Source organism: Streptomyces sp. NPDC052036 (assembly GCF_040680495.1).
In the GTDB taxonomy this organism is placed as follows: Bacteria; Actinomycetota; Actinomycetes; order Streptomycetales; family Streptomycetaceae; genus Streptomyces.
Map to the genome: position 1 here is coordinate 1 of NZ_JBFAWW010000055.1, position 23,786 is coordinate 23,786.

Annotated in this window: 26 protein-coding genes and 1 pseudogene; 12 read left to right on the plus strand and 15 right to left on the minus strand. The window is 72.3% G+C overall.

The genetic code is table 11. The features are described 5' to 3' along the window. From AB0L95_RS38830 to AB0L95_RS38840, 3 genes are all read left to right on the plus strand, one after another. Positions 1 to 92 (plus strand): potassium-transporting ATPase subunit C (locus AB0L95_RS38830; protein WP_365170938.1); only part of this gene is annotated, 92 nt, incomplete at its 5' end. Between the two features lie 126 nt (positions 93 to 218). Then, the gene (locus AB0L95_RS38835; protein WP_365170873.1) at positions 219 to 902 is read left to right on the plus strand and encodes a response regulator; all 684 of its coding nucleotides are present in this window, start codon (positions 219 to 221) and stop codon (positions 900 to 902) included. A gap of 273 nt (positions 903 to 1,175) precedes the next feature. Then, complete coding sequence (locus AB0L95_RS38840) at positions 1,176 to 1,574, plus strand: luciferase family protein (protein WP_365170875.1); 399 nt, start codon at positions 1,176 to 1,178, stop codon at positions 1,572 to 1,574. Between the two features lie 95 nt (positions 1,575 to 1,669). Here AB0L95_RS38840 and AB0L95_RS38845 read toward each other — a convergent pair. Then, positions 1,670 to 2,167: pseudogene (locus AB0L95_RS38845) on the minus strand (inorganic diphosphatase). A gap of 194 nt (positions 2,168 to 2,361) precedes the next feature. Here AB0L95_RS38845 and AB0L95_RS38850 point away from each other — a divergent pair. Then, positions 2,362 to 2,826: a TIGR03668 family PPOX class F420-dependent oxidoreductase gene (locus tag AB0L95_RS38850; protein WP_365170877.1), complete on the plus strand. Its 465-nt coding sequence runs from the start codon at positions 2,362 to 2,364 to the stop codon at positions 2,824 to 2,826. A 40-nt stretch (positions 2,827 to 2,866) separates the two neighbouring features. Next, positions 2,867 to 3,292, plus strand: coding sequence for a CBS domain-containing protein (locus AB0L95_RS38855; protein ID WP_365170879.1), 426 nt, complete (start codon positions 2,867 to 2,869; stop codon positions 3,290 to 3,292). 10 nt (positions 3,293 to 3,302) lie between these two features. Here the strand turns inward: AB0L95_RS38855 and AB0L95_RS38860 are convergent, their stop codons facing one another. Both AB0L95_RS38860 and AB0L95_RS38865 read right to left on the minus strand, forming a co-directional pair. Next, on the minus strand, positions 3,303 to 3,602 hold the full coding sequence (locus tag AB0L95_RS38860) for a hypothetical protein (protein WP_365170881.1): 300 nt from the start codon (positions 3,600 to 3,602) through the stop codon (positions 3,303 to 3,305). Between the two features lie 116 nt (positions 3,603 to 3,718). Further along, positions 3,719 to 4,924 carry a hypothetical protein gene (locus AB0L95_RS38865; protein WP_365170883.1) on the minus strand — a complete coding sequence of 402 codons (1,206 nt, stop codon included), beginning with the start codon at positions 4,922 to 4,924 and terminating at the stop codon, positions 3,719 to 3,721. Positions 4,925 to 5,209: 285 nt separating this feature from the next. Between AB0L95_RS38865 and AB0L95_RS38870 the strand changes: the two genes are divergently transcribed. Continuing rightward, complete coding sequence (locus tag AB0L95_RS38870) at positions 5,210 to 5,698, plus strand: hypothetical protein (RefSeq protein WP_365170885.1); 489 nt, start codon at positions 5,210 to 5,212, stop codon at positions 5,696 to 5,698. Positions 5,699 to 5,709: 11 nt separating this feature from the next. On the opposite strand, the gene AB0L95_RS38875 is transcribed toward AB0L95_RS38870, so the two are convergent. Next, entirely contained in the window at positions 5,710 to 5,925 is a 216-nt protein-coding gene (locus AB0L95_RS38875; RefSeq protein ID WP_365170887.1) for a dodecin, read from the minus strand. Between the two features lie 197 nt (positions 5,926 to 6,122). Here AB0L95_RS38875 and AB0L95_RS38880 point away from each other — a divergent pair, with 197 nt between their 5' ends. Next, the gene (locus AB0L95_RS38880) at positions 6,123 to 7,223 is read left to right on the plus strand and encodes an NADH:flavin oxidoreductase/NADH oxidase (protein ID WP_365170889.1); all 1,101 of its coding nucleotides are present in this window, start codon (positions 6,123 to 6,125) and stop codon (positions 7,221 to 7,223) included. 90 nt (positions 7,224 to 7,313) lie between these two features. Here the strand turns inward: AB0L95_RS38880 and egtD are convergent, their stop codons facing one another. The 4 genes from egtD to egtA are packed head-to-tail and all read right to left on the minus strand — an operon-like array spanning position 7,314 to position 11,693. Then, positions 7,314 to 8,276: an L-histidine N(alpha)-methyltransferase gene (gene egtD, locus AB0L95_RS38885; RefSeq protein WP_365170891.1), complete on the minus strand. Its 963-nt coding sequence runs from the start codon at positions 8,274 to 8,276 to the stop codon at positions 7,314 to 7,316. Then, positions 8,273 to 9,064: an ergothioneine biosynthesis protein EgtC gene (egtC, locus tag AB0L95_RS38890; protein ID WP_365170893.1), complete on the minus strand. Its 792-nt coding sequence runs from the start codon at positions 9,062 to 9,064 to the stop codon at positions 8,273 to 8,275. Before egtC ends, egtD begins: the two co-directional genes overlap by 4 nt. Further along, positions 9,064 to 10,380, minus strand: a complete 1,317-nt coding sequence (gene egtB / locus AB0L95_RS38895; RefSeq protein WP_365170895.1) for an ergothioneine biosynthesis protein EgtB — start codon at positions 10,378 to 10,380, stop codon at positions 9,064 to 9,066. The genes egtC and egtB overlap by 1 nt, the downstream gene beginning before the upstream one ends. Beyond that, entirely contained in the window at positions 10,377 to 11,693 is a 1,317-nt protein-coding gene (gene egtA / locus AB0L95_RS38900) for an ergothioneine biosynthesis glutamate--cysteine ligase EgtA (RefSeq protein WP_365170897.1), read from the minus strand. The genes egtB and egtA overlap by 4 nt, the downstream gene beginning before the upstream one ends. 300 nt (positions 11,694 to 11,993) lie before the next feature. On the opposite strand from egtA, the gene AB0L95_RS38905 reads away from it, so the two are divergent. Continuing rightward, positions 11,994 to 12,824, plus strand: coding sequence for a TIGR02452 family protein (locus AB0L95_RS38905; protein ID WP_365170899.1), 831 nt, complete (start codon positions 11,994 to 11,996; stop codon positions 12,822 to 12,824). A 28-nt stretch (positions 12,825 to 12,852) separates the two neighbouring features. On the opposite strand, the gene AB0L95_RS38910 is transcribed toward AB0L95_RS38905, so the two are convergent. Both AB0L95_RS38910 and AB0L95_RS38915 read right to left on the minus strand, forming a co-directional pair. Then, positions 12,853 to 13,299, minus strand: coding sequence for a type II toxin-antitoxin system PemK/MazF family toxin (locus tag AB0L95_RS38910; protein ID WP_365170901.1), 447 nt, complete (start codon positions 13,297 to 13,299; stop codon positions 12,853 to 12,855). Between the two features lie 205 nt (positions 13,300 to 13,504). Further along, positions 13,505 to 13,699, minus strand: coding sequence for an antitoxin (locus AB0L95_RS38915; RefSeq protein ID WP_365170903.1), 195 nt, complete (start codon positions 13,697 to 13,699; stop codon positions 13,505 to 13,507). A gap of 245 nt (positions 13,700 to 13,944) precedes the next feature. On the opposite strand from AB0L95_RS38915, the gene AB0L95_RS38920 reads away from it, so the two are divergent. Next, the gene (locus AB0L95_RS38920) at positions 13,945 to 14,550 is read left to right on the plus strand and encodes a GPP34 family phosphoprotein (protein WP_365170905.1); all 606 of its coding nucleotides are present in this window, start codon (positions 13,945 to 13,947) and stop codon (positions 14,548 to 14,550) included. A gap of 260 nt (positions 14,551 to 14,810) precedes the next feature. Here the strand turns inward: AB0L95_RS38920 and AB0L95_RS38925 are convergent, their stop codons facing one another. The 3 genes from AB0L95_RS38925 to AB0L95_RS38935 form a co-directional block, all read right to left on the minus strand. Next, the gene (locus tag AB0L95_RS38925; protein ID WP_365170907.1) at positions 14,811 to 16,304 is read right to left on the minus strand and encodes an SPFH domain-containing protein; all 1,494 of its coding nucleotides are present in this window, start codon (positions 16,302 to 16,304) and stop codon (positions 14,811 to 14,813) included. Positions 16,305 to 16,442: 138 nt separating this feature from the next. Further along, positions 16,443 to 16,661 (minus strand): hypothetical protein, encoded by a 219-nt coding sequence (locus tag AB0L95_RS38930; protein WP_365170909.1) that lies wholly within the window; start codon positions 16,659 to 16,661, stop codon positions 16,443 to 16,445. 26 nt (positions 16,662 to 16,687) lie between these two features. After that, positions 16,688 to 18,112 (minus strand): amidase, encoded by a 1,425-nt coding sequence (locus tag AB0L95_RS38935; RefSeq protein WP_365170911.1) that lies wholly within the window; start codon positions 18,110 to 18,112, stop codon positions 16,688 to 16,690. A gap of 158 nt (positions 18,113 to 18,270) precedes the next feature. Between AB0L95_RS38935 and AB0L95_RS38940 the strand changes: the two genes are divergently transcribed. Beyond that, positions 18,271 to 19,305, plus strand: coding sequence for a LacI family DNA-binding transcriptional regulator (locus AB0L95_RS38940; RefSeq protein ID WP_365170913.1), 1,035 nt, complete (start codon positions 18,271 to 18,273; stop codon positions 19,303 to 19,305). A gap of 65 nt (positions 19,306 to 19,370) precedes the next feature. Here AB0L95_RS38940 and trxA read toward each other — a convergent pair whose 3' ends face one another. Further along, the gene (gene trxA, locus AB0L95_RS38945) at positions 19,371 to 19,856 is read right to left on the minus strand and encodes a thioredoxin (protein WP_365170915.1); all 486 of its coding nucleotides are present in this window, start codon (positions 19,854 to 19,856) and stop codon (positions 19,371 to 19,373) included. A 21-nt stretch (positions 19,857 to 19,877) separates the two neighbouring features. Between trxA and AB0L95_RS38950 the strand changes: the two genes are divergently transcribed. Next, positions 19,878 to 21,305 (plus strand): NAD(P)/FAD-dependent oxidoreductase, encoded by a 1,428-nt coding sequence (locus tag AB0L95_RS38950; RefSeq protein ID WP_365170917.1) that lies wholly within the window; start codon positions 19,878 to 19,880, stop codon positions 21,303 to 21,305. Positions 21,306 to 21,419: 114 nt separating this feature from the next. On the opposite strand, the gene AB0L95_RS38955 is transcribed toward AB0L95_RS38950, so the two are convergent. Then, positions 21,420 to 22,094: a peptide deformylase gene (locus tag AB0L95_RS38955; RefSeq protein ID WP_365170919.1), complete on the minus strand. Its 675-nt coding sequence runs from the start codon at positions 22,092 to 22,094 to the stop codon at positions 21,420 to 21,422. Positions 22,095 to 22,316: 222 nt separating this feature from the next. Between AB0L95_RS38955 and AB0L95_RS38960 the strand changes: the two genes are divergently transcribed. Further along, complete coding sequence (locus AB0L95_RS38960) at positions 22,317 to 23,708, plus strand: PepSY-associated TM helix domain-containing protein (RefSeq protein WP_365170921.1); 1,392 nt, start codon at positions 22,317 to 22,319, stop codon at positions 23,706 to 23,708. Positions 23,709 to 23,786 lie beyond the last annotated feature (78 nt).

A 23,786-nucleotide genomic window follows, 5' to 3' on the forward strand; every position in this document is an offset into this window, starting at 1 on the left:
CGGCCAGCCGCACCCTCGGCTTCATCGGCGAACCCCGCGTCAACGTCCTGGAGCTCAACATCGCACTCAAGGACCTCACAGCCAAGCACTGAGGGCGCATGGCCCCTACGGGAGTCGGCGGCCCGGAGATGCTCCGGAGCCGCCGGCTCCCGCCTTCGTCGTACCGGTCGACCGCCGCCGGTATCGGTGATCCCGTACGAAAGGAGAGGCGCAGGCCCATGAGCCGGGTGCTGGTGGTGGAGGACGACCCCCACATCGTCCGTGCCCTCGTCATCAACTTGCAGGCCCGCCGGTACGAAGTGCACGCGGCCCCCGACGGCGCGACCGCCCTGAGCCTGGCCGCGGTCCACCGGCCCGATGCGGTCCTGCTCGATCTCGGGCTGCCCGACATGGAGGGCGTCGACGTCATCAGGGCGCTGCGCGGCTGGACCCGGGTGCCGATCCTGGTGCTGTCGGCCCGTCAGGCCTCAGGCGAGAAGGTGGCCGCACTCGACGCGGGCGCCGACGACTACATCACCAAGCCGTTCGGCATGGACGAGTTGCTGGCCCGGCTGCGGGCCGCCGTCCGCCGCTCGGACCAGGGTCTGCCCGCCCCCCGGACGGACCGGGTCACGACCGAGGACTTCACCATCGATCTGCTGGCCAAGAAGGCGGTACGGGACGGCCGTGAAGTGCGGCTCACCCCGACCGAGTGGCATCTGCTGGAGATCCTGGTCACCAACCCGGGGCGGCTGGTCACCCAGAGGTATCTGCTGCAGGAGGTCTGGGGGGTGACGGGCAGCAACAAGACCAACTACCTGCGGGTCTACCTGGCCCAACTGCGGCGCAAACTGGAGCGCGACCCCTCGCACCCCCGCCACCTCATCACCGAGCCCGGGATGGGCTATCGCTTCGAGCAGTGATCTCCGCCCCGCTGACGCGCCCGCACGGACGCGTCAACAACGCGTCAGCATCGGCCGTATCGCCGTCAACGTCGCGTCACCAAGTCTCCGAAGGGCGGTGTGGACCGGCGTAGCGTCGGTCGGGAGCCCCGGTCCGCCTCCCCGCGTCAGGCCGGGGCCATCAGCCCCTTTCGCGCGTCAGAGGACAGCGCCGTCTCGGTAGGTAACCTCACGTCCCGGTTACGGAACCCTCAACCTCTGGTGGACGGGGAATGAGAAGGCGACGATGGGCACATGACTCTGGCCCAGCGCGCCCTGGAGCGACTCACGGTCTGGCCCGACCTTACGGCGGAGCCGGCCAGTTGCGGCACCGGGCGGGCACTCCGCTCCCGGCACAGCGAGATCGTCCACTTCCACACGGACCATGAGGCGGACCTGCACCTGACCAGCGGCGCCCTGCGGCGCTTCTCCGGTGACCTCGCCGGGTCGACGGCCATCCGCATGGTGCCCGGCTCGCGCTGGGTGACCGTCCGCCTGGACTGTGACACCGATGTCGACCTGCTGTTGAGCCTGGTCAGCGCGGCGCTGCATGCCCACCAGGCCCGCCCCCTGCCGGAAGGCCTTCCTCGCGAGGACTGCAACTTCCGTCGTGTCACGGTGCTTCCCCGTGCACGGCAGGGCGCCTGCGGCTGAACCACCGCCTACGGACGCGGCGTTAGACGACGTGCTGCCGCCCGGCAAGTCCCAGGTGTGGGCGCGCGTCCCGGAGACGGAGGGGGGATCGGCCCTCAGGGTGTCGTCCCTCCCCGCTCGGTGGCGCGCCGCCGGGCGGCGTCGATCTCCGCATACGTCCGGTCGCGCCCCTCCCAGTGGGAACCCTCCACCGACTTGCCGGGCTCCAGGTCCTTGTAGACCTCGAAGAAGTGGGTGATCTCCAGCCGGTCGAAGGTGGGTACGTCGCCGATGTCCTGTACGGAGGCGTAGCGCGGATCGTGCGCCGGGACGCAGAGGACCTTCTCGTCGGGTCCCTTCTCGTCCTTCATCACGAACATGCCGACGGCACGGCACTCGATCACACAGCCGGGGAAGGTGGGGTCGCCGACCAGGACGAGGGCGTCGAGCGGGTCGCCGTCCCGGCCCAGGGTGTGGTCGATGTTGCCGTAGTCGGCCGGATACTACGTGGAGGTGAACAGCATCCGGTCCAGGCGGAGGCGGTGCAGTACGTGGTCCATCTCGTACTTGTTGCGCGACCCCTGCGGGATCTCCACGATCACGTCGCATTCCACGACGGCCTCCTTGCCGGGCGGCCCGTGAAGCACGGATCTGTCCTTCCACGCTGCCCCCAGTCTGCCCCGCGGCCCCGGGCCCGACATCCGGACCGGGCGGCGGCGGGCCGGAGGGCACGGTGATCGTGTAGGAAAGCGGACGCCGGGTACCCGGGGACATCGGCCACCGATGTACGGGGAAGGAGGGCCGGACGGTGCCCAGCATGCCCGAGGACGAGGCACGGCGCCGGTTCACGGACGCCCGGGTGGCGCGTCTTGCGACCGTGGACTCCTCGGGACGGCCCCATCTCGTACCGGTGGTGTTCGCACGGCGCGGCGACGACGGCATCGTCATGGCGGTCGACCACAAGCCCAAACAGTCCCAGCGGTTGAAGCGGCTGCACAACATCGCGGTCCAGCCGGCCGTCTGTCTGCTCGCGGACGCGTACGACGAGGACTGGGAGCGGCTGTGGTGGGTACGGGCCGACGGAGGCGCGCGGATACTGCCGCCCGGTGCGCCCGCGGCGCAGGACTGTGAGGAGTACGCGGCGGCCCTGGCTCTGCTGACCCGGAAGTACCCCCAGTACCGGGAGATGCCGCCGGACGGACCGGTGGTCGTGGTCGCCGTCCGGCGCTGGACCGGCTGGCGTGCCGCCGCCGAGCCGGGCCCCGCCGGGTGAGGAACCGGCGTAGGCAGACAAGACGATCCGGGAGGTTCCCATGAGCAGGCAGGTACGTGACGTGATGTCCCGTGGCGCGGTCGCCGTCGAGCCGATGACCTCGGTGGCCCGGGTGGCCCGCCTGATGCGCGAGCAGGACGTCGGCGATGTCCTGGTGACCTACGACCGCGATCTGTTCGGCGTGCTCACCGACCGCGACATCGTGGTCCGGGCCGTCGCCGGGGACCGCGACCCGGACACGGTGACCGCGGGCTCGGTGTGCACCCGTCCACCCGTGATCACCCTCTCGCCCGACGACACCACCGACCACGCGGTCGAGCTGATGCGCCGGCACGCCGTGCGCAGGCTCCCCGTCGTCGAGAGCGGCGGGTGCCCGGTCGGCATCGTCAGCCTCGGCGACCTCGCCGCCACGGAGGATCCGAGGTCCGCCCTCGCGGACATCAGCAGGGCCGAACCGAACTGCTGAGGCCGGCGCCTCACAGCCGGGTGTCGGGTCCGGTTCGCTCGTCGATCGCGCCGCCACGCCGTATTCGCGGCGGCCGTGTGCCGTGCCGGTGCGTCGCCGCGGTCACCGCGGTGGCCAGGCCCAGGCAGAACAGAAGGGCCAGGGCGAGGCCGGAGGCGAACACGGCGAGGACGTTGAGGGTGGCGATGTGATGATCCAGCACGGACACGGTGTAGTCGGGGCCGCCGGTGAGATTGCCTGCGATCGCCAGAGCGGTGAAGGCGACGGTGGCCGCGAGAAGAAGCAGTCCGAGGAACAGCATCCGAGTCATCTCCTCAGGGAGTAGCGGCTCCGCCCGAGTACCCGTCCTGACCGGCCCGAGACGGCGACGGGAGAGTTCCCCGCCCGGGTGCGGTCGCCGTCACGCCCAGGCCAGGGGCCCCGGGCTCACAGCGGAGTGTGGCCGGCGGTCAGCAGATAGGTGCCGTAGGCCACGGAGGCGACGGCGAGGGTGGCACCGATCAGCAGGGCGTGTTTCGGGCGCAGCCGCCAGCTGCGCGCGAGGCCGCGTGCGAGCGGGATGAGCAGGGGGAAGGCGGGCAGCAGGAAGCGCGGCTTCGAGGCGTACGGGCCCGAGCCGCCGATCGTGATCAGTACGAGCACGCCCGCGAAGACGATCAGCGCCAGCGGGGCGCCGTCGAGGCACAGCAGACAGAACAGCAGGACGGCCGCCACGACGATGACCAGAGCCAGCGGGTAGACGGCCCGGCCGCCGTGTGCGAGCAGCCCCTTGAGGAAGTGCAGGGAGCCGACACCGAAGTCGAAGCGGGAGTCCCAGGCCCGCTGCACCGTGAAGTAGCCGCCGAACAGATCACCCGTATGAGCACCTACCCACAGGACGAAGCCCACCCAGCCGAGGGGCGCGATCGCGGTGCCGACCCACAGTCCGACGGGCACCCGGCCGCGCCGTCTGACGATCTCCTGGATCGCCACGGCACCCACCGCCGCGGCCACGGCGAACCCCGTGGGCCGCGACAGCCCGGCCAGCGCGGCCAGCACACCGGCCCACAGCCAGCGTCTGGTGAGCACCGCGTACAGGGACCAGGCGGCGAGCGCGGTGAGCAGGGGCTCCGTGTAGGCGATGTCGAGGACGACGGAGTGGGGCATCGCGGCCCACACGCCGACGAGCGCGGTGGCGACCGCGCGGCCGTACAGGCGGTAGCCGATCGTGTAGATGCCGTACGCGGCCACCGCCGCGGCGCTCCAGGCGACCAGCAGGGCGGCGGCGCCCGGAGTGAGGGGCAGGACGGTGTACACGACTCGGATGAGTGCTGGGTACAGCGGGAAGAACGCCCAGTCGCGTTGCACGGCGCCGGTGGTGGCCAGGACATGGGTCTGGGTGCCGTAGCCGTGCTGGGCGATGTGCAGATACCAGCGGGAGTCCCACGAGTGCGCCAGCCCCTTGAGCAGCGGATGGCCCATGTAGTGGTTCGCCAGCGCGATCGCCGCGAGCCCCGTGAGACGGATGGCGGCGAACAGGGCGAGAGCCGGTGCGGCACCGGGCAGTAGCCGGGTTCGGAAGGGAAGGCGGACGCGACGGTCTGTGCCCCCCGCCCGGGTGTCGGCGGCGGGGGCGGGCGAGAGTGCGCTCACACCTTGACCCTGCGTTATCGGCATACGGTCCGCAACGTGAGGTTTGGCCATAGCTGGGTCATATACCACTGCTGTACGAGAATCTGTCGTGACCTAGTGCTGAACCAGGTGAGTGGAGCCTCGCGGAACGGCTCGCGCCCGCACTGCGCCATCCGGGGCATACGGCCGCTGTGCACGCGGACTTGGGGGGCGTGCGCGCCCTCGGTGTGTGCCCCCTGGCATCCCCGCCGGTCGGCCGCGGGGGCGTGTGCTCCGGCGCCGTGGGGGTCTTCGTAGAGTGGGCCGGTGACGAACAGCAGCGGGCCGGTCGCCGTCTTCGATCTCGACAACACCCTCGCCGACACCGCGCACCGGCAGCGCTTCCTGGAGCGGAGGCCGCGTGACTGGGCGGCGTTCTTCGCCGCCGCGCCGCAGGATCCGCCGCTGGCCGAGGGCGTCACTCTCGCGCTGCGGACCGCCGAGGAGTGCGAGCTGGTCTATCTGACCGGACGGCCCGCGCGCTGCCGGCGTGACACGCTCGACTGGCTCGCCGCTCACGGACTGCCCGAAGGGCGGCTGTACATGCGGGCCGACGGTGACCGCAGGCCCGCCCGTGTCACCAAGCTGGAAGCGCTCCGTGGGCTGGCCCAGGGGCGCGAGGTCCGGATGCTTGTCGATGACGACGAGCTCGTCTGCCAGGACGCCGAACGGGCGGGCTTCACGGTCGTACGTGCCCGCTGGGCATCCCCTTCCGCCGCGCTGAGGGACGCTCAGGAGCGGGAGGGGCGTACGTGAGAGGGGCCGGGCTACTCGCCGCCGTCCAGGCGGAAGCCCACCTTCAGACCGACCTGGTAGTGCTCGATCTGCCCGTTCTCGATCCGGCCCCTGACCTGCGTGACCTCGAACCAGTCCAGGTTGCGCAGGGTCTGTGAGGCGCGGGAGATGGCGTTGCGTACGGCCTGGTCCACGCCCTCGGGCGAGCTGCCGACGATCTCGGTGACCCGGTAGGTGTTGTTGGTCATGCGGGTGCTCCTCTCCGAGTGACGGGTGTCACACGTCACTCCACCGTGCCGCACCGAGTGCCGGTCCGCGATGCCGGACGCCTGCAATTAGTTGCATGCGCGGTTAGTGGCAGAGGGAATAAAATGCGTGCGCATGCAATTATGGGTGTCGTCCACACGGCGACCCATTCCGGGCCACGCAACGAGGAGTTTTCGCGTTGACCTCCCTCTTCACCCCCTACAGCGTCAGGTCACTGACCATCCCCAACCGCATCTGGATGGCGGCGATGTGCCAGTACAGTGCGGCGCCGGAGGGCGCAGCGGCGGGCGTCCCGACGGACTGGCACTTCACTCACCTTGCCGCGCGTGCCTCCGGTGGAACCGGCCTGATCATCACCGAGGCCACGGCCGTCAGCCCCGACGGTCGCATCTCTCCCTATGACCTGGGCATCTGGAACGACACGCAGGTCGACGCCTTCCGGCGCATCACCGCGTTCCTGAAGACGCAGGGCACTGTTTCCGGTATCCAGCTGGCCCACGCCGGTCGGAAGGCGTCCACCGAACGTACCTGGGTGGACCGTGGCCGCCCGATCGCGCCCGACGAGCCCCACGGCTGGACCCCGGTCGGTCCCAGTGCTCTTCCCTTCGGCGAGACGTCGACGACCCCCGACGAACTCACCGCGGACGGCATCCGTGGCATCGTCCAGGAGTTCGCCGACGCCGCCGAGCGGGCGCGCGCGGCCGGCTTCGAGATCGCCGAGATCCATGGCGCCCACGGCTACCTGATCCACCAGTTCCTCTCGCCCCACAGCAACCACCGCACCGACGAGTACGGCGGCTCGTTCGAGGGCCGTACCCGCTTCGCCCTCGAAGTCGTCGACGCCGTGCGCGCCGTGTGGCCCGAGGAGCTGCCGCTCTTCTTCCGGATCTCCGCCACCGACTGGCTCACGGAGAACCCCGAGGACGACCGGGAGGGCTGGACCGCCGACGACACCGTCCGGTTCGCCAAGGAACTCCACGCCCGTGGCGTGGACCTGCTGGATGTCTCCACCGGCGGCAACGTCCCCGACGCGAAGATCGTGACCGGCCCCGGCTATCAGGTCCCCTTCGCCGACCGGGTCCGCAGTGAGACCGAGCTGCCGGTCGCGGCCGTGGGCATGATCACCGAGCCCGCCCAGGCCCAGGAGATCATCGCCTCGGGCAAGGCGGACGCCGTTCTGCTGGCCCGTGAACTCCTCCGCAACCCGTACTGGGCGCGCCACGCCGCCCAGGAGCTCGGTGGCGAGGTCGCTTCCCCGGTGCAGTACCACCGCGCCTAGGACCCGCCCACCGGGGCGCGACACCCCCGCATCCCCCGCGGCCCCCTCGCCCAAGAGGCGAGGGGGCCGCATCGCATGGGGTCGTCGGCGTCAGCGCGCCACGCTCAACGAGAGGGCGAACCTCCCCTCCGTGTCCGTCCACCAGTGCGTCAACTCAAGTCCGGCCGAGGAGAGTTCACGCCGGACACCGTCCTCGCGGAACTTCGCCGACACCTCGGTGCGCAGGTCCTCCCCGTCCGCGAAGACCACCGCCAGGTCCAGCGCGGGGATCTTCACGGTCTGGGCCGTCCGCGCGCGCAGCCGCATCTCGATCCACTCGTGGTCGGCGTCCCACAGGGCCACATGGTCGAACGCGTCCGGGTCGAAGTCGGCGCCCAGTTCTCGGTCGACCACGGCCAGCACGTTCTTGTTGAACTCGGCGGTCACGCCGGCCGCGTCGTCGTATGCCGCGACCAGCACCGACTCGTCCTTCACCAGATCGGTGCCGAGCAGCAGCGCGTCCCCGGGCGACAGCAGCGCCCGTACGGAGCCGAGGAACGCCGCCCGTTCGGCGGGCAGCAGATTGCCGACCGTGCCGCCCAGGAACGCCACGAGCCGCGGCCCGGGCGTGTCCGGCAGGCTGAACTCCGCGGTGAAGTCGGCGATCAGGGCGTGGACGTCGAGCCGGGGCCGCTCCGCGATCAGCGCGTGTCCCGCCTGGGTCAGCGCGCTCTCGCTGACGTCCACCGGCACATAGGTGCGCAGTCGGGTCAGCGCGTCGAGCAGATGGCGGGTCTTCTCGGAGGAGCCGGAGCCCAGCTCGACCAGCGTCCGGGCGCCGGTCGCGGCCGCGATCTCCGCGGAGCGGGCGATCAGGATCTCCCGCTCGGCGCGCGTCGGATAGTACTCCGGCAACTCGGTGATCTTTTCGAACAACTCGCTGCCGTGCGCGTCGTAGAACCACTTCGGCGGGAGTGTCTTCGGCGTGTTCGTCAGCCCGTGCAGCACATCGGCGCGCAGCGCGGCCTCGGTGGCGTCCTCGGGCAGGGTGCGGGTGACAAGGAACGGGCTCACGAGCGGGACTCCTCGGATGGTGCGGGCGCCATGTCGTCGCGCGGGTCCTTGAGCGGGATCAGCAGAACGTCGGTGCGGGTGGCCGACAGCAGGGTGCGGTCGGGCACCTCCCGCCAGCGCGGATCGTCGTCGTACGATTCGGAGGCCACGACGACGCGGTCGCCAGGTCCGGTGAGATACCACAGCGTGTCGCCCCACGCGGTCGCGGTGATCGACGCGCCGTCGGTGATCAGCAGATTCAGACGGGAACCGGGCGCCGCCGAGGCGACCTCCAGCACGGTGTCCGCCATCGCCTTACCGTCCTCGATACCGGCGCGCAGCCGGTTCAGCAGCAGCGCCCACACGAACGCCGAGTCGCAGCGCGCCTCCAGGGAGAGCAGCTCCACCGGCGGCAGTGAACCGGCGAGTCGGGCCATCGAGTCCGGCCATCCGCCGACGGCCCCGTTGTGGCTGAACAGCCATCTGTCCCCGGCGTACGGCGCCGCCGCGGCCTCCAGATCGGGGTCGCTCCGGGTCGCGTCGCGCACCGCGGCCAGGACCGCACCGGAGCGCACGACCCGCGCCAGATCGTCGAGGGAGGCGTCCGCCCAGATGGGACCGGCCCTGCGATAGCGCGCCGGCACGGGGTCGCCCGCGGCGTACCAGCCGACCCCGAACCCGTCGGCGTTGACGCACCCGTGCTGCTGCCGCCGTGGTTCCCACGCCTGCCGGTACAGGCTGTGCGGGGGCTCCATGAGGACCTGCCCGAGCGGCTCCTCGGGTCCCAGACAGGCGAGATGACGGCACATCACGCGTCCCTGGCGGTGCGGAAGCCCGAGAAGATCTGCCGCCGGACCGGGTGGTCCCAGTTGCGGAACGTACCCCGGCAGGCCACCGCGTCCACGGCGAACGAACCGCCCCGCAGCACCTTGTACTCGGGACCGAAGAACACCTCCGAGTACTCCTTGTACGGGAACGCCGTGAACCCCGGGTAGGGCGCGAAGTCGCTCGACGTCCACTCCCACACGTCCCCGATCAACTGCCGTACGCCGAACGCGGACGCGCCCGCCGGATAGCTGCCGACCGGTGCCGGACGCAGATGGCGCTGCCCGAGGTTCGCGTGCTCGGGCGTCGGGTCGGCGTCGCCCCACGGGTAGCGCCGGGAGCGGCCAGAGGCCGGGTCGTGGCGGGCCGCCTTCTCCCACTCGGCCTCGGTGGGCAGCCGACGCCCCGCCCAGCGCGCGTACGCGTCCGCCTCGTACCAGCACACATGCAGAACGGGCTCGTCGGGCGGTACGACCTCGGTGACGCCGAAGCGCCGCCGCAGCCACTGGCCGCCCTCGCGGTGCCAGAACAGCGGCGCCTTCAGGTCATGGGTGCGCACATGGGCCCAGCCCTCGGGCGTCCACCAGCGCTCGTCGCCGTAGCCCCCGTCCTCGATGAACGCCTCGTACGCGGCGTTCGTCACGGGCAGGACGTCGATGAAGAACGCCGCCACCTCCCGCTGGTGCGCGGGCCGTTCGTTGTCCAGCGCCCAGGGCTCGGCCGAGGTGCCCATGGTGAACGGCCCGGCCGGCACGAGGACTTCGGACGGGCCCGTGTACGGCGGCGCGGGGGCCGGGTCCGGGGCGGTGAGCGCCTGCGGGCCCCGGCGCAACTGATGGGTGATCAACATGGTCTCGTCGTGCTGCTGTTCGTGCTGGGCGATCATGCCGAAGGCGAAGCCCGCCTCCGTCAGCCGGTGTCCCTCGAAGGGCGTGCTCTCCAGTACGTCCAGGGCCCTTCCCCGCACCTCCGAGGCATAGCGGCGGGCCTCGTCGGGCGGCAGCAGCGGCAGCGAGGGCCGCTCGGCACGCGGATGCTCGAAGGCGTCGTACAGCCCGTCTATCTCAGGTCGCATGGCCTCGCGACCGGCGACCGCGCGCAGCAGCCACAGCTCCTCCTGGTTGCCGATGTGCGCGAGGTCCCAGACCAGCGGCGACATCAGCGGGGAGTGCTGGGCGGTGAGCTCGGGGTCGTCCACACAGGTGGTCAGGAGCGCGGTGCGGTCGCGCGCCGCGGTCAGTGCGTCCAGTGCGCGTTCCCGCAGCGTGCCGGGGTCGATCGGTGACCGGGCGTCGGTCATGAGTGCGTGTCCTTCCCGTGGAACAGGGTGTCGTCCCCGTCGGAACGGGTGTCCTTCCCCTGGAACCGGAGCAGCAGATCGTCGGCGGGGCAGCGGCCCCGGGCCACATAGCGGTCGGTGAACTCCGCGACGGCCTCCTGAACGTCGTCGGTGGCGCCGAGCCTGGGCAGCGCGTCGGCCGCGGCCGCGAAGCAGGCGACGGCGGCCTCGTGCAGCTCCGGATCGGCCAGCCCCTCCCGCGCGGCGGTCACCCACAGCGTGTTGCACGGCGGCGGCTGCGAGCCCGCCCGCTCGGCCAGCGGTTTGACGATCCGGTACGCGGTCTCGGCGGCCTCCGGATCGTCGAACAGCGCCGTCGTGACGGCGAGCGGCACGATCCACCCGTCGTCGCCGGGCTGTGCGTCGATCATGCGGAGTTCGAGATGTCCGCGGGGCCGGATCGGAGGGAACAGGGTTGTGAGGTGGTAGTCGAGATCGCTGCGGTCCGGGGGGTCCTGGGACCGGGTCCAGTCCCGGAACGTCAGGCCGTCCGGTACATGCCAGGGGCCGGGCCCGCCGCGGACGCACATCACGGGCGCGTCCATCACATGCCGGGTCCAGGCGGCCCTGGCATCGCCCACGAGGGGCGGTGCGCCCGAGCGTCCCGGATCCATGGCGGCCCACAGGGACTGCCGTGTCGAGCGCCAGCCCGTCGGCCGGCCCCGGGACAGCGGTGAGTGCGCGAACGCGGCGACCAGCACCGCGCCCAGCTGGTGCGCCAGCCACCAGCGCCGTCCGTGCCCCAGGGGGCCGGGCTCCTCGTACCCCGCGTCCAGGCACACCTGGACGGAGGCCGACGAGCACATCATCGACCGCCCCTCGGGACCGGTGCGGTCGAGGTAGCACTCCATGGCGTCGTAGCGGGGCTCGCGCAGAAAGCGGCGCGGAGGGTTCCAGGGCTCGTGGCCGTAACCGCTGAGAGCGAGATCCGCCTCGGCCAGCAGGGCGCGGACCGCATCGAGGTCGGCGGAGACGGACCCTATGCACTCCATGAGGGAGGCGGCGGGGGCGGAGCTGAGCTCCAGCTGCCCGCCCGGTTCGACAGTGAGGGCCGAACGCAGGGGCAGGGTCCGCAGCGCGGTGTACACCGCGCGAAGACGTTCGGGTGGTGCCGGGAGCCACGGTCTGCGCAGCTCGTGGACGAACCATTCCACTTCGACACCGAGCGTACGAGGCGGTCCGGTCTTGAAACAGATGCCGCGGACCAGCGCCTCCACCTCGGCTTCGGTGACCGCGGAGCGGGGCTCCGTACAGTCACTCACCGAATCGGACATGTCGGGATCCTCCTGAGATTCCACCATGCCGCCGGCCCGGATTCGGGTAGACCGGGTCGGCGTCGCTCGTCCCACCCAAGACCCTCATGTGCATTCGCACAAGGGTGCCCAGCGGAGCTTTGCGGACTGCTTCCTCCCAGTTTCGCAGGCCCGGAGCGGTGGTTCCGAGGGCCGGGAAACTCTGTTGCGACGTAGGACCAGCATCGCTCACCATGCGTTCATGAGCACGACGGGGGAGATCGGCGCGGCGCCACTGGCGACCGCGCGCCAGGTGCTCGCGGCGCCCACGGGGGTGGCGCCGTGAGCACGCGGCTGCGGGGGATCGCACAGCAGACACAGGAGATCGTCGAGCGGGGTGCCTACCGCACGTCGGAGGGACGTACGGTGGCCATCGCGGCGGCGTCGGAGGCGGCCCGCGCCGGCACGAGGATGTACGGTCCGGGGCCGGTGGAGACGCCGCCGGTGCGCCCGGTGGCCACGGCGTTCGGGGTGACGGGGGAGAGCAGTCTGGAAGCCGCCCGGCGCCTGCTGGACCGTTGGGGTGAACCGGTGGCCGTCCTCAACTTCGCCTCCGCCAGGAATCCGGGCGGCGGGTTCCTGAACGGCGCGCAGGCCCAGGAGGAGGCCCTGTGCCGCGCCTCCGCGCTGTATGCGTGCGTCCGCGAGGTCCGGGAGTTCTACGATCACCACCGCACCGATCGTGACCTCTTCTACACGGACCGCGTGATCCATTCACCGGCCGTGCCGGTCTTCCGCGACGACCGTGGACGACTGCTTGAGGAGCCGTACCAGGTGGGCTTCCTGACCGCCGCCGCGCCGAACGCGGGCGTGGTGCTGCGCCGGACGCCGGAGCGCGCGGCCGAACTGCCCCGCGCCCTGGCGACCCGTGCCGAGCGCGTCCTGGAGACGGCGGCGGCCTGCGGCTACCGGCGCCTGGTGCTGGGCGCATGGGGCTGCGGAGTGTTCCGCAACGAACCGGCGCAGGTGGCCGGGGCGTTCCACGCACTGCTGGTCGCCGGACGGTTCGAGGGCTCCTTCGACGAGGTGGTCTTCGCCGTGCTGGACCGCACGCCCGGCACGACGACACGGTCCGCTTTCGAACGGACATTCGCGGATGTATGCGCGGCCTGACCCGGCCCCTGCCGCCCGACCCGGCACCTCAGGACCAGCCGTAGCGCTCCCGCAGGCGGTGCACCACGAGGTTGAAGCGCATCCGGTCCAGCGCGCACGCCTCCCGCCGCATCCCGTCCTCGTGCAGCCGCAGCACCCGGTCCACGTCCGCCCAGGAGTCACGCCCCGAGCGGTCCCAGGGGCCGCTGCCTATCGGCACCCACTCCCGGTCGCCGTCGTGCCGCTTGCTGGACAGCTGCACGGCGAGCAGCGTGCCGCCCGGCTCCCTGGCGACCACGAGCACCGGGCGGTCCTTGCCGCGCCCGTCGTTCTCCTCGAACGGCACCCAGGTCCAGACGATCTCCCCCGGGTCGGGGTCACCGTCGTGCGCGGGGGAGTACTCGGTCCGCACCCGGCCCACGGCCCGGGGGTCGGCCTCGGTGGTCGCGGAGGGGCCGTAGCGGCCGGGGACGTCTTCATCGGTAGAGGCAGTCACGCGGCTCACGGTAGAGCCTGGCCGCGGGCGGGCTCCCACCGGGTACGGCGACCTGAGACACCGTCAGCCGGGCCTCGGGGCCGCTCCGGTGGCAGGGACCGCGCGGCCACATCGGGATCGTCCGCCGCGCGCCCGCCGCGCGCGGTGACCGCGGCGTGCTGCCCCGCGCGACGACTGGCGTGGGTCGTCCCGTGCTACGACCGTGCTACGACTGCGGCGGGTTGTCCCGGTCCCGCGGGGGCTGGAACTGGTCCCGGAGCGCGTCCGGGCCCTTGTCGGCCTGTCCGGCGGGGCGGTTGGACATCGCGTCGTCGGCGGCTTGGCCGACTCGGTCCTGTCCCTGGCCGATGCGCTCTCCGTGCCCCTTCAGCATCTGCTTGAGCTTGTCCATCATGGACATCGTGGCCTCCTTGCCGATCTTCCCCCTCCCTCCAGCATCGGCGTGCCGCGCCGAGGGTGCATCCGCTGCGGCACGGGCGGCGCAGCGGCCGGTCGTCGCCGGACGGCGCGGGCCGGGGGACCGATCGGCGGTGCCGGGATGCGGCGGTCGTGGACGCGCGATGGGATGAGCGGGGCACCCCACCCCGAGAACGCGGGCATGATGGCCGTCCAGGAGATCGTCGAGCAAGCGTCGTGGAGGCACATATGGCCACTGCACGGGACCTGTTGACCGTCGCGCTGGACGCCGCGCCCGGCCGTCGTGCCGAACCGGGTGACCTGTCGCTCGGACTCGCGGGCGCCGAGCTGTTGGACCTGATGGACCTACGGGCCCTCACCCTCGACGGCGTGCTCATCGCGCCGAGCGACCCGCCGGTGACGGACGACCGCCTGTTGCGGGAGGCCGCGGCGGCGCTGTCGCGGCAACCGCCGTACGAGTCGGTCGAGGACTGGCTGTGGCGCCGCGGCCAGGGACTGTCCTCGGTCTATCTGGCCGTGTTCGAGGAGGAAGGCCTGCTCGTCCGGCAGCGCCGCCGCTGGCTGCCCGCCTTCACCGGCGAAGCCACGCCGGCCGACTCCCCGGCCCGCCGGCAGGCGGCGGACCGATGGGCCGCCGGGGAGCCCGTGCTCGCCACGCTCGCGGCGACCATCGGCATTCGTGACGCCCTGGCGGAGGAGGGCCCGGAGGTCACCGAGGGCTCGACGGGGACCGTGCTGGCCGCCGTCGACGATGCGGTGACGGAACTGACCGCCGTACGACAGCGGCGGGCCATCGAGAAGGCGGCCTTCGACAACATCTGGAGGGGCCCGTGACCGGCGGCCGGCACGGCGGGCCCGGCTTGCTTGCCCGGGCCTTGTGATGCGACAACGGGCGGCGGTATGCGGCGGCCCTTCGGGTGCCCTGGCAGGGACCGATGGCGCCTGTCCGGCACCCAGCTGGTGATGCGGGGTGGTGCGGCAGCACTGCCCGCCGGGGGCCGGGCGCCGGGCCCCCTGCATGCCCGGGGCGTACGGCGAGCGATCGCCGTACGCCCCGGGCCTTGAGGTGCCCTACCGGCCGATGCCTCCCGGGCTCAGCCCTCGTCCCCCTCCACCGTGACCTTCTCCGGCCGCGGCGGGGTGAACCCGTTGAGTCCGGCGGGCGTGGGCGCGGGAGCGCCGTTCGCGGCCGCCCCGTCGTTCATCGACGACAGCAGCCGGCGGGCGAGCCCCAGGCCGGTGCCGCCCATCGTCAGGGCCTTGGCGAACACGTCGGCCATGCCGTCGGCGCCGTTGAGCAACACCATGTTGTCGACATTGCCGAAGGCGGACGCACCCGCCTGGACGATCTCCGGCCACTTCTCGGCCAGCTGCTGCGCGACCACGGCCTCCTGGTTCTCGGCGAGGGCCGCGGCACGTGCCTTGATGGCCTCCGCCTCCGCCAGACCCTGGGCGCGGGTCGCCTCGGCCTCGGCGAGACCCTTCGCCTGCGCTGCCGCCGCCTCCGCCTCACCGGTGGCACGGGTCGCCTGCGCCGCGGCGGCGCCACGCGTCTTGGTCGCCTCCGCCTCGGCGCCCGCGGCCGCCTTCACCCGGGTCGCCTCGGCCGCCGCCGCCAGCTCGGTCTCCTTCGCCTTGGCCTGCGCGGCCGAGATCCGCGCGTCGCGCTCGGCCTCGGCCAGCGTGCGCTTCTCGTACGCCTTGGCGTCCGCGGGCTTGCGGACGTCCGCCTGGAGCTGCTGTTCGCGCCGGTGCGCCTCCAGCTCCGCGACGCGGGTCTCCTGGACCACGACCTCCTGCCGGGCCGCCGCATCGGCGAGCGGACCGGCCTGACGGGCGGCCGCGCCCGCCTTGTCGCGCTCTGCCTGATAGCCGGCCTGCAGGATCTCGCTGTCCCGGGTCGCCTGCGCCATCCGCGCGTATGACTGCTGCTCCGCCTCGGTGGCGAGACGATTCGCCTCCGCCTGCGCGATCCGTGCGTCCCGCTGCACCGCCGCCGCGTGCGGCATGGAGAGGTTCTGGATGTAGCCCGTCGGGTCCTCGATCTCGTGGATCTGCAACGAGTCCACGATCAGGCCCAGTTTCTCCATCTCCGTGCCGCACGCGGCACGGGTCTGGCCGGTGAGCTTCTCCCGGTCGCGGATCATGTCCTCGACCGTCAGACCGCCGACGATCGACCGCAGATGACCCGCGAACACGTTGTGCACGCGCTCCGACATCAGCCTCTGCTGGTCGAGGAAGCGGCGGCCCGCGTTGGCGATCGACACGAAGTCGTCGCCCACCTTGAAGATGACCACGCCCCGCACCTTCAGCGGAATGCCCTGGTGGGTCACGCAGTCCACCTGCAGTTCGGTCTCGTTGAGGTCGAGCGAGAGCTTGCGCACCGCCTGCACACCCGGCAGCACCAACGTGCCGCGCCCCGTGACGATGCGGAAGCCCATGCCTTCCTCGAGACCCTCGGTCCGATGCTTCGAACCGGAGATGATCAGTGCTTCGTTGGGCTCCGCGACACGCCACATCAGCTTGAAGACCACAACGATGAAGACCAGTGCGAGGACAACAGCCCCCGCGACGACGCCGATGACCATCGGCAAACGCCCCCTTTGCCTGGTGCCGGGTCGGCACCGAACGAAGGGAGTGTGCGCCCGCGCAAGACCCGGGTGAAGACGCTGACGGATCCTTGTTGCAATCTTGACGCGAGCGCTCTCACCTGCGCGCTCACGGGCTCAACTGCCGTACACCGCCTCGACGTACACGGTCCGCGGCGGCAGGTGCTCCACCACCATCACCACCGTGCCCCGCTCCATCCGGCTCCGCCCGTCCGCGGGATACGCGAGGAAGTGCTCGGCGCCGCCACGCACGCGAACGATCACTTCGCCGACCAGTCCGGGTCCGACGGAGCCGGTGACACGTCCCATCAGGCCCACCATCGACGCATCGTCCATGGTCACAGGGTACGGCCCGAACGCGCCTACGCGGCCCGCGCATCGGTGGCCGACGGGCGCGGCGGACGGCGCTCGTACCACCGCACATCCGCCTCCAACTGGGCCGCCAGCGACACCAGAAGCGGCTCGCTGTGCGCCGGGCCCAGCAACTGGGCGCCCACCGGGAGCCCTTCCCCCACGAAGCCCGCGGGGACATTGACCCCCGGCCAGCCCAGCACGTTCCACGGCCATGCGTACGGACAGGCGGCGATCATCGCGCGATCGGTGTTCCAGCCGTTCATGTGCACGAGCGTCCCGATACGCGGCGGGGGAGCGGCCGTCGTCGGCGCGAGGACGACGTCGTACGACGCGAACAGCGCCCCCACCCGCCGGTGCAGCACCGCCTCAGCCCGGCGCGCCGCACGCAGCGGCGCCCCGCCGAGGAGGCGGCCCAGCCGCGCGGCGTCGCGGGTGCGCCGGTCGAGCAACTCCGGGAAGGGGGCCTCGCGCACCCATTCGGCCAGCCCCGCGGTCGCGCGCGGCAGAAAGGCCAGCCCGATCTGCCCGTACCGCGGTTCCGCCTCCTCCACCGTGTGCCCGAGCGCGGCCAGCCGCTCGGCGAGCGCGAGGACGCGCGCCCGGACCCGGGGGTCGAGCCGGGCGGGCACCGCGGTGAACGGCGGCTTCAGCGAGAGCGCGATCCGCAGCCGGCCCGGGTCCCGGCCCACTGCCGTCGAGACGTCGAGCGCGGGCGGGCGGTGCAGATCGCCAGGGTGGTTGCCGCTCACCGCGTCCAGGAGCAGTGCCGCGTCCGCGACCGTCCGGGCGAGCGTGCCGTTGACTGTGATCCCCTGGAAGGACTCAGGGCGCGGCCAGGTCGAGATCCGGCCCCGCTGCGGCTTGATGCCGATCAGATGGGTCCAGCCGGCCGGGATGCGGATGGAACCCGCGCCGTCCGAGCCCAGTGCGGCCGGCACCAGGCCCGCGGCGACCGCCGCCGCGGATCCGCCGGAGGAGCCGCCCGGGGTGTGGTCCGGATGCCAGGGGTTGCGGGTGGCGCCGAAGGCGGGTCCCTCGGTGAACGGCCACTGCCCCAGCTCGCAGGTGTTGGTCTTGCCGACGATCACGGCCCCGGCCGCCCGCAGCCGCCGTACCGCCTCGCTGTCCTCGGCCACCGGGGGGAACGCGCCTGGGCAGCCGAACGCGGTGGGTTCGCCCGCCACGTTCATGTCGTCCTTGACGGCCACCGGAACCCCGAGCAGCGGCCTGCGCACCCCGGCCGCGAGTTCCCGGTCGGCGGCCTCCGCCTCGGCGAGCGCGGCCTCGGCGCGCACCACCCGGAACGCGTTCAGCGAGGGCTGGGCCGCCTCGATCCGGGCCAGGGCGCGCTCGACGAGCGCACGGGAGGTCACCTCGCCGGCGGCGAGCGCGCGGGCGCACTCGGCCGCCCCGTCGATCCGGTCCGACACCATGGGGACACCTCCGCGGGCACGTCGACTACCGCACGGTAACCGGTGATCCCGTCATGGGGCACCCGTAGCCCAACTTCCTCTGGGAAAAGGATGGTTGTGGCCGGGATCGCACCCTGGAGGACGGCCCGCGCGGCCGTTCTGCCAAGATGCGGTACGTCATGGTGCAGCTACCGAAACAGCCCGTCCCTTCGTCTCCCGCACCCCCCGCCGTGCCGACGAGTGCCGATGTGGCCCGTCTGGCCGGTGTCTCGCGCGCGACCGTCTCGTACGTCCTCAACAACACCCGCGCGGTACGCATCAGCGAACCCACCCGGCGCCGTGTCCACGAGGCCGCCGAGGAACTCGGGTACGTCCCGCACGCCGCCGCCCGCAGCCTGCGCGCCGGGCACAGCCGTATGGTGCTGATGCCCGCCCCGAACGTGCCGGTGGGTGCGCTCTACAGCCAGTTCATCAACGAACTCCAGTGGGCCCTGAGCCGTTTGGACTACACCGTCGTGCAGTACGGCGGTATCGGCCTGGAGGGCGACGAAGCCGCCCGCGCCTGGGCGGAGTTGCGGCCGGTCGCGGTCCTGGTGCCCGGCGCCGGGCTCGGCCCGCAGGGCGTGCACGTCCTCAAACGCTCCGGCGCGCGCGCCGTCCTCACGCTGGGCCCCGAACGGGTCGAGGGCGCCCACACGCTGCTCCTGGACCACGACGGAGTGGGGCACAGCGCCGGGGCGCACCTGCTGGCCCGGGGCCGTCGCAATGTCGGCGTCGTCCTGCCGCTGGAGGCCGGCCTCGCGCTCTACTCCAGGCCCCGGCTGGAAGGCGTACGGCGCGCCCTGCGCGGTACCGGCGCCACCGTCACCGAGCTCCCCCTCGACTACCAGGAGGGGTCCGCCGCCCGGCTCGCGGCGCGCTGGCGCTCACTCGGCCTGGACGCCGTCTTCGCGTACAACGACGAATACGCGATGCTGCTGATGCGCGCCCTGCAAGACGAGGGCGTGGACATCCCGCGGGAGACGGCCGTGGTCGGTGCCGACGACCTGATGCTCGGCCGGCTGCTGCGGCCGAGGCTGAGCACCGTCCATATCGAACTGCCGTCCGGACGTGAGCTGGCGGAACTGGTCGACCGTGTGGTGCGCGACCCCGGTGGCGTACCGGAGGTGCACCAGGTCCTCGGCGCGCGCCTCGTGCACCGCGAATCGAGCTGACCCCCGCCGCGTTCCGCGCGGCGTCACGCCGCGCGGAAGCAGCCCCGAAGCGCGGCGGAGCGGCGTCACTCGCCGTTCTGCCCGGCCTTCTCCTGCTGCGCGGCGACGGCCTTGCGGACCTCGTCCATGTCGAGCTTGCGGGCTTGGCCGATCACGTCGTCGAGGGCGGACTGCGGCAGGGCGCCCGGCTGAGCGAAGATGGCGACCTGGTCCCGGACGATCATCAGCGTCGGGATCGACTGGATACCGAAGGCCGCCGCCAGCTCCGGCTGCGCCTCGGTGTCCACCTTGCCGAAAACCAGGTCCGGGTTCTCCTCCGCGGCCTTCTCGTAGACCGGGGCGAACTGACGGCACGGCCCGCACCAGGACGCCCAGAAGTCGATCAGGACGAATTCGTTGTCCTTGACCGTCTGGTCGAAGTTCTCCTTGGTGAGCTCGAAGGTGTTGCTCATGCTGGTTCCCTCTTCCTGGTGTCGGGGCTCGGCCGCTGTCGACAACGGCACGTCGGGGTCATGTATTCCGCGCGCGTACCCGTGTGGCGGAGCGAGCACACCAACAACCAGACTGGGCCCATGACGGAAACGGAATCCATCGCGTACGACGTCGTGGTGCTGGGTGCGGGGCCCGTGGGCGAGAACGTCGCCGACCGTACCCGGGCCGCCGGACTCTCCACCGCGATCGTCGAGAGCGAGCTGGTCGGCGGCGAGTGCTCGTACTGGGCATGTATGCCCAGCAAGGCACTGCTGCGCCCGGTGATCGCCCGTGCAGACGCACGCCGCGTCCCCGGCCTCGCCCATCTGGCGCAGGGACGGCTCGACGTGCCCGCGGTCCTGGCCCATCGCGACTACGAGGTGTCGGACTGGAAGGACGACGGCCAGGTCGCCTGGCTGAACAGCGTCGGCGCCGACCTCTACCGGGGCCAGGGACGGCTGGCCGGACCCCGCAAGGTCACGGTGAGCGGCCCCGACGGTGAGCAGGTGCTCACCGCCCGGCACGCGGTGGCCGTGTGCACCGGCAGCGGGGCCCTGCTGCCCGACCTGCCGGGGATCGCCGAGGTGCGCCCCTGGACCAGCCGGGAGGCGACGAGCGCGAAGGCCGTGCCCGCACGGCTGGTCGTGGTGGGCGGCGGCGTGGTGGCCACCGAGATGGCCACCGCCTGGGGAGCCCTGGGCTCGCAGGTCACCATGCTCGTACGGGGCAAGGGTCTGCTGTCGCGCATGGAGCCCTTCGCCGGGGAACTGGTAGGGGAGGCCCTCGCGGAGTCGGGCGTGGAGGTGCGCACCGGTACTTCGGTCGAGTCGGTCCGGCGCGAGGGCGGCACCGTCGTGGTCGTCACGGACGCGGGCGACCGCATCGAGGCGGACGAGATCCTCTTCGCCACCGGCCGGGCACCCCGCACCGAAGACATCGGCCTGGACACGGTCGGCCTGGAGCCCGGCTCCTGGCTGTCGGTCGACGACAGCATGCGGGTGACGGGCAGCGAGTGGCTGTACGCGGTCGGCGACGTCAACCACCGTGCGCTCCTCACCCACCAGGGCAAGTACCAGGCGCGTGTCGCGGGCGCGGCGATCGGGGCCCGCGCGGCGGGCGTCCCGCTCCTGGAGACGGATCCGTGGGGCGCCCATTCCGCCACCGCCGACCACGCGGCCGTTCCGCAGGTGGTGTTCACCGACCCGGAGGCGGCGGCCGTGGGTCTCTCCCTGGCGGAGGCGGAGCAGGCGGGCCGCCGGGTCCGCGCCGTGGACGTCGATCTGAGATCGGTCGCGGGGGCCGGCCTGTACGCCGACGGCTACCGGGGCCGCGCCCGCATGGTGGTCGACCTGGACAGCGAGACCCTGCTGGGCGTCACGTTCGTCGGCCCCGCCGTCGGGGAACTGATCCACTCCGCCACCATCGCCGTCGCGGGCGAGGTCCCGATCGACCGCCTGTGGCACGCGGTGCCCTCGTACCCGACCATCAGCGAGGTCTGGCTGCGCCTGCTGGAGGCGTACCGGGGCTGACCCCGGGCGCATCGCACCCAGGGATCCCGGGCCCCGCACACACCCGTGCGCGGGGCCCGGCTCCCCTCGCCTTCCCGCACCGCGCCCGCCGGGCGCCCATCGTGTTCGGAGCTCTCAGCCCGGCAGCGTGAACGGCAGCGTGAACCCCAGCTCCGCGGCGGCCCGTTCCGGCGTCGGCTGGGTCCATCGGCCGGCCATCGCCTCGTTCGACGAGAACGAGCGCGGCTCCGCCCGGTCCAGATAGAGCATGCCGTCCAGATGGTCCGTCTCGTGCTGGACGATCCGGGCCGGCCAGCCCGCGAACTCCTCGTCCACCGGCACCCCGTGCTCGTCCAGCGCCCGCAGCCGCACCCGGGCGTGCCGGGCCACCACGGCCTGCCAGCCCGGCACGCTGAGACAGCCCTCGAAGAAGGCGGCCCGTTCGGTGCCGAGCGCCTCGTATGACGGGTTGACCAGCACCCGGAACGGCTGGGGCGTCCGCCCGCGCGCCACCCGGATCTCCTCCGGGACCGGCGCGGGGTCCTCGATGACCGCGATCCGCAACGCCACCCCGACCTGCGGCGCCGCGAGCCCCACACCGGGCGCCGCGTGCATCGTCTCGCGCAGGGCGGTCACGAAGCGCGCGAGGAGTGCCGGGTCGAGCTGGCCGTCGAAGGGCTCGATGCCACGGCGCAGCACCGGATCACCCGCCGCGACGATCGGCAACGGGCCGCCGACGGCGAGGAGTTGCTCGACCTGGTCGGCGAGAGGGAGACCGCGGGGGTTGGCGCGGGCGACGTCGGATGCCATCGCGCCAGCATGACAGGAGGATCCGGCGGCGGACGCGGCGGCGCGGCCCGCCTGTGGCACATGTCACCGGTGCTCGGACCCGGTTGAGGCCCCAGGGGATGTGGCCCACGTCACGGGATCGGCCGGGAACTCACCCGTACGGCCCTCCGACTACCGGACCATCACGCCCAACTCCCCGGCGCGTGGCCGCAGTCCGTCCCCGATCCCCGGAGCAGGCCGCCGATGACCACCACTTCCCCGACCGCGACGGACGACGCCCCAGGGCCCGTCGCGGCCAAGCCCTCCGGATGGGCGCCGCTGCGTCCCCTGGTGCTGCGCCTGCACTTCTACGCCGGGGTCCTCGTCGCCCCGTTCCTGCTGGTCGCGGCGGTCACCGGCTTTCTGTACGCGGCCTCGTTCCAGGTGGAGAGGATCGTCTACGCGCATGAGCTGACCGTTCCGGTCGGGGACACCGAGCTGCCGATCGCCGCTCAGATCGCCGCCGCCCGCAAGGCCCACCCCGAGGGCACGCTGTCGGCCGTACGCCCTTCCCCGGCGAAGGACGCCGCCACCCGGGTGCTGCTGTCCGGGGTCCCCGGCGTCGGCAAGGACCACACTCTGGCCGTGTTCGTCGACCCGTACACCGGCACGGTGCGCGGCGCCCTGGAGCAGTACGGCTCCACCGGCGCCCTGCCGCTGCGGACCTGGATCGACGAGTTCCATCGCGACCTCCACCTCGGTGAGAACGGCCGCCTCTACAGCGAACTCGCCGCCAGCTGGCTGTGGGTGATCGCGGGCGGAGGGGTCGTCCTGTGGTTCGCGCGCCGGCGCACCCAGCGCAAGCTGCGCGGCGCCAGCGGCCGCCGTCGCACCCTCGGCCTGCACGGCACGGTCGGTGTCTGGGCCGCGGCCGGGTTCTTCTTCCTCTCCGTGACCGGACTGACCTGGTCCACGTACGCCGGGGCCAACATCGACGAACTGCGCACCTCCCTCCACCAGGCCACCCCGTCGGTCTCGGCCGCCGCGGGCGGCGAGCACGCCGGCCATGGCTCCGCGACCGCCGGCGGCGGCGCGCACGGCGTCGGCCTCGACAAGGTCCTCGCCGCCGCCCGGGCCGAGGGCCTGACCGATCCCGTGGAGATCGTGCCGCCCGCCCACGCGTCCTCCGCCTACGTCGTCCGGCAGATCCAGCGCAGCTGGCCCGAGAAGCAGGACTCGGTCGCCGTCGACCCGGCCACCGGCGAGGTCACCGACGTGCTGCGCTTCGCCGACTATCCGGTGCTCGCGAAACTCACCCGCTGGGGCATCGACCTGCACACCGGCGTCCTCTTCGGGATCATCAACCAGCTCGCCCTGATGGCCCTCGCCCTGTCCCTCGTCCTGCTGATCGTGTGGGGCTACCGCATGTGGTGGCAGCGCGGCCGGGCAGGCGCGTTCGGGCGGCCCGTGCCACGCGGCGCCTGGCAGCAGGTCCCGCCGCAGATCCTCGTCCCCGGCCTGGCGGCCGTCGCGGTCCTCGGCTACTTCGTGCCGCTGCTCGGCATCCCGCTCGCGGCCTTCGTCGCCGTGGACGTCGTCCTCGGCGAGATCGACCACCGTCGCGGCAGGCGCAGCTACGGCGGCCGGGTCGCGTGATCCGCTCCACGGACCTCGGAGGGCGACGAGGCGGCCAGGGCACAGCGTGAGCAGCCGCAGCGCGGATCCGCACGACGG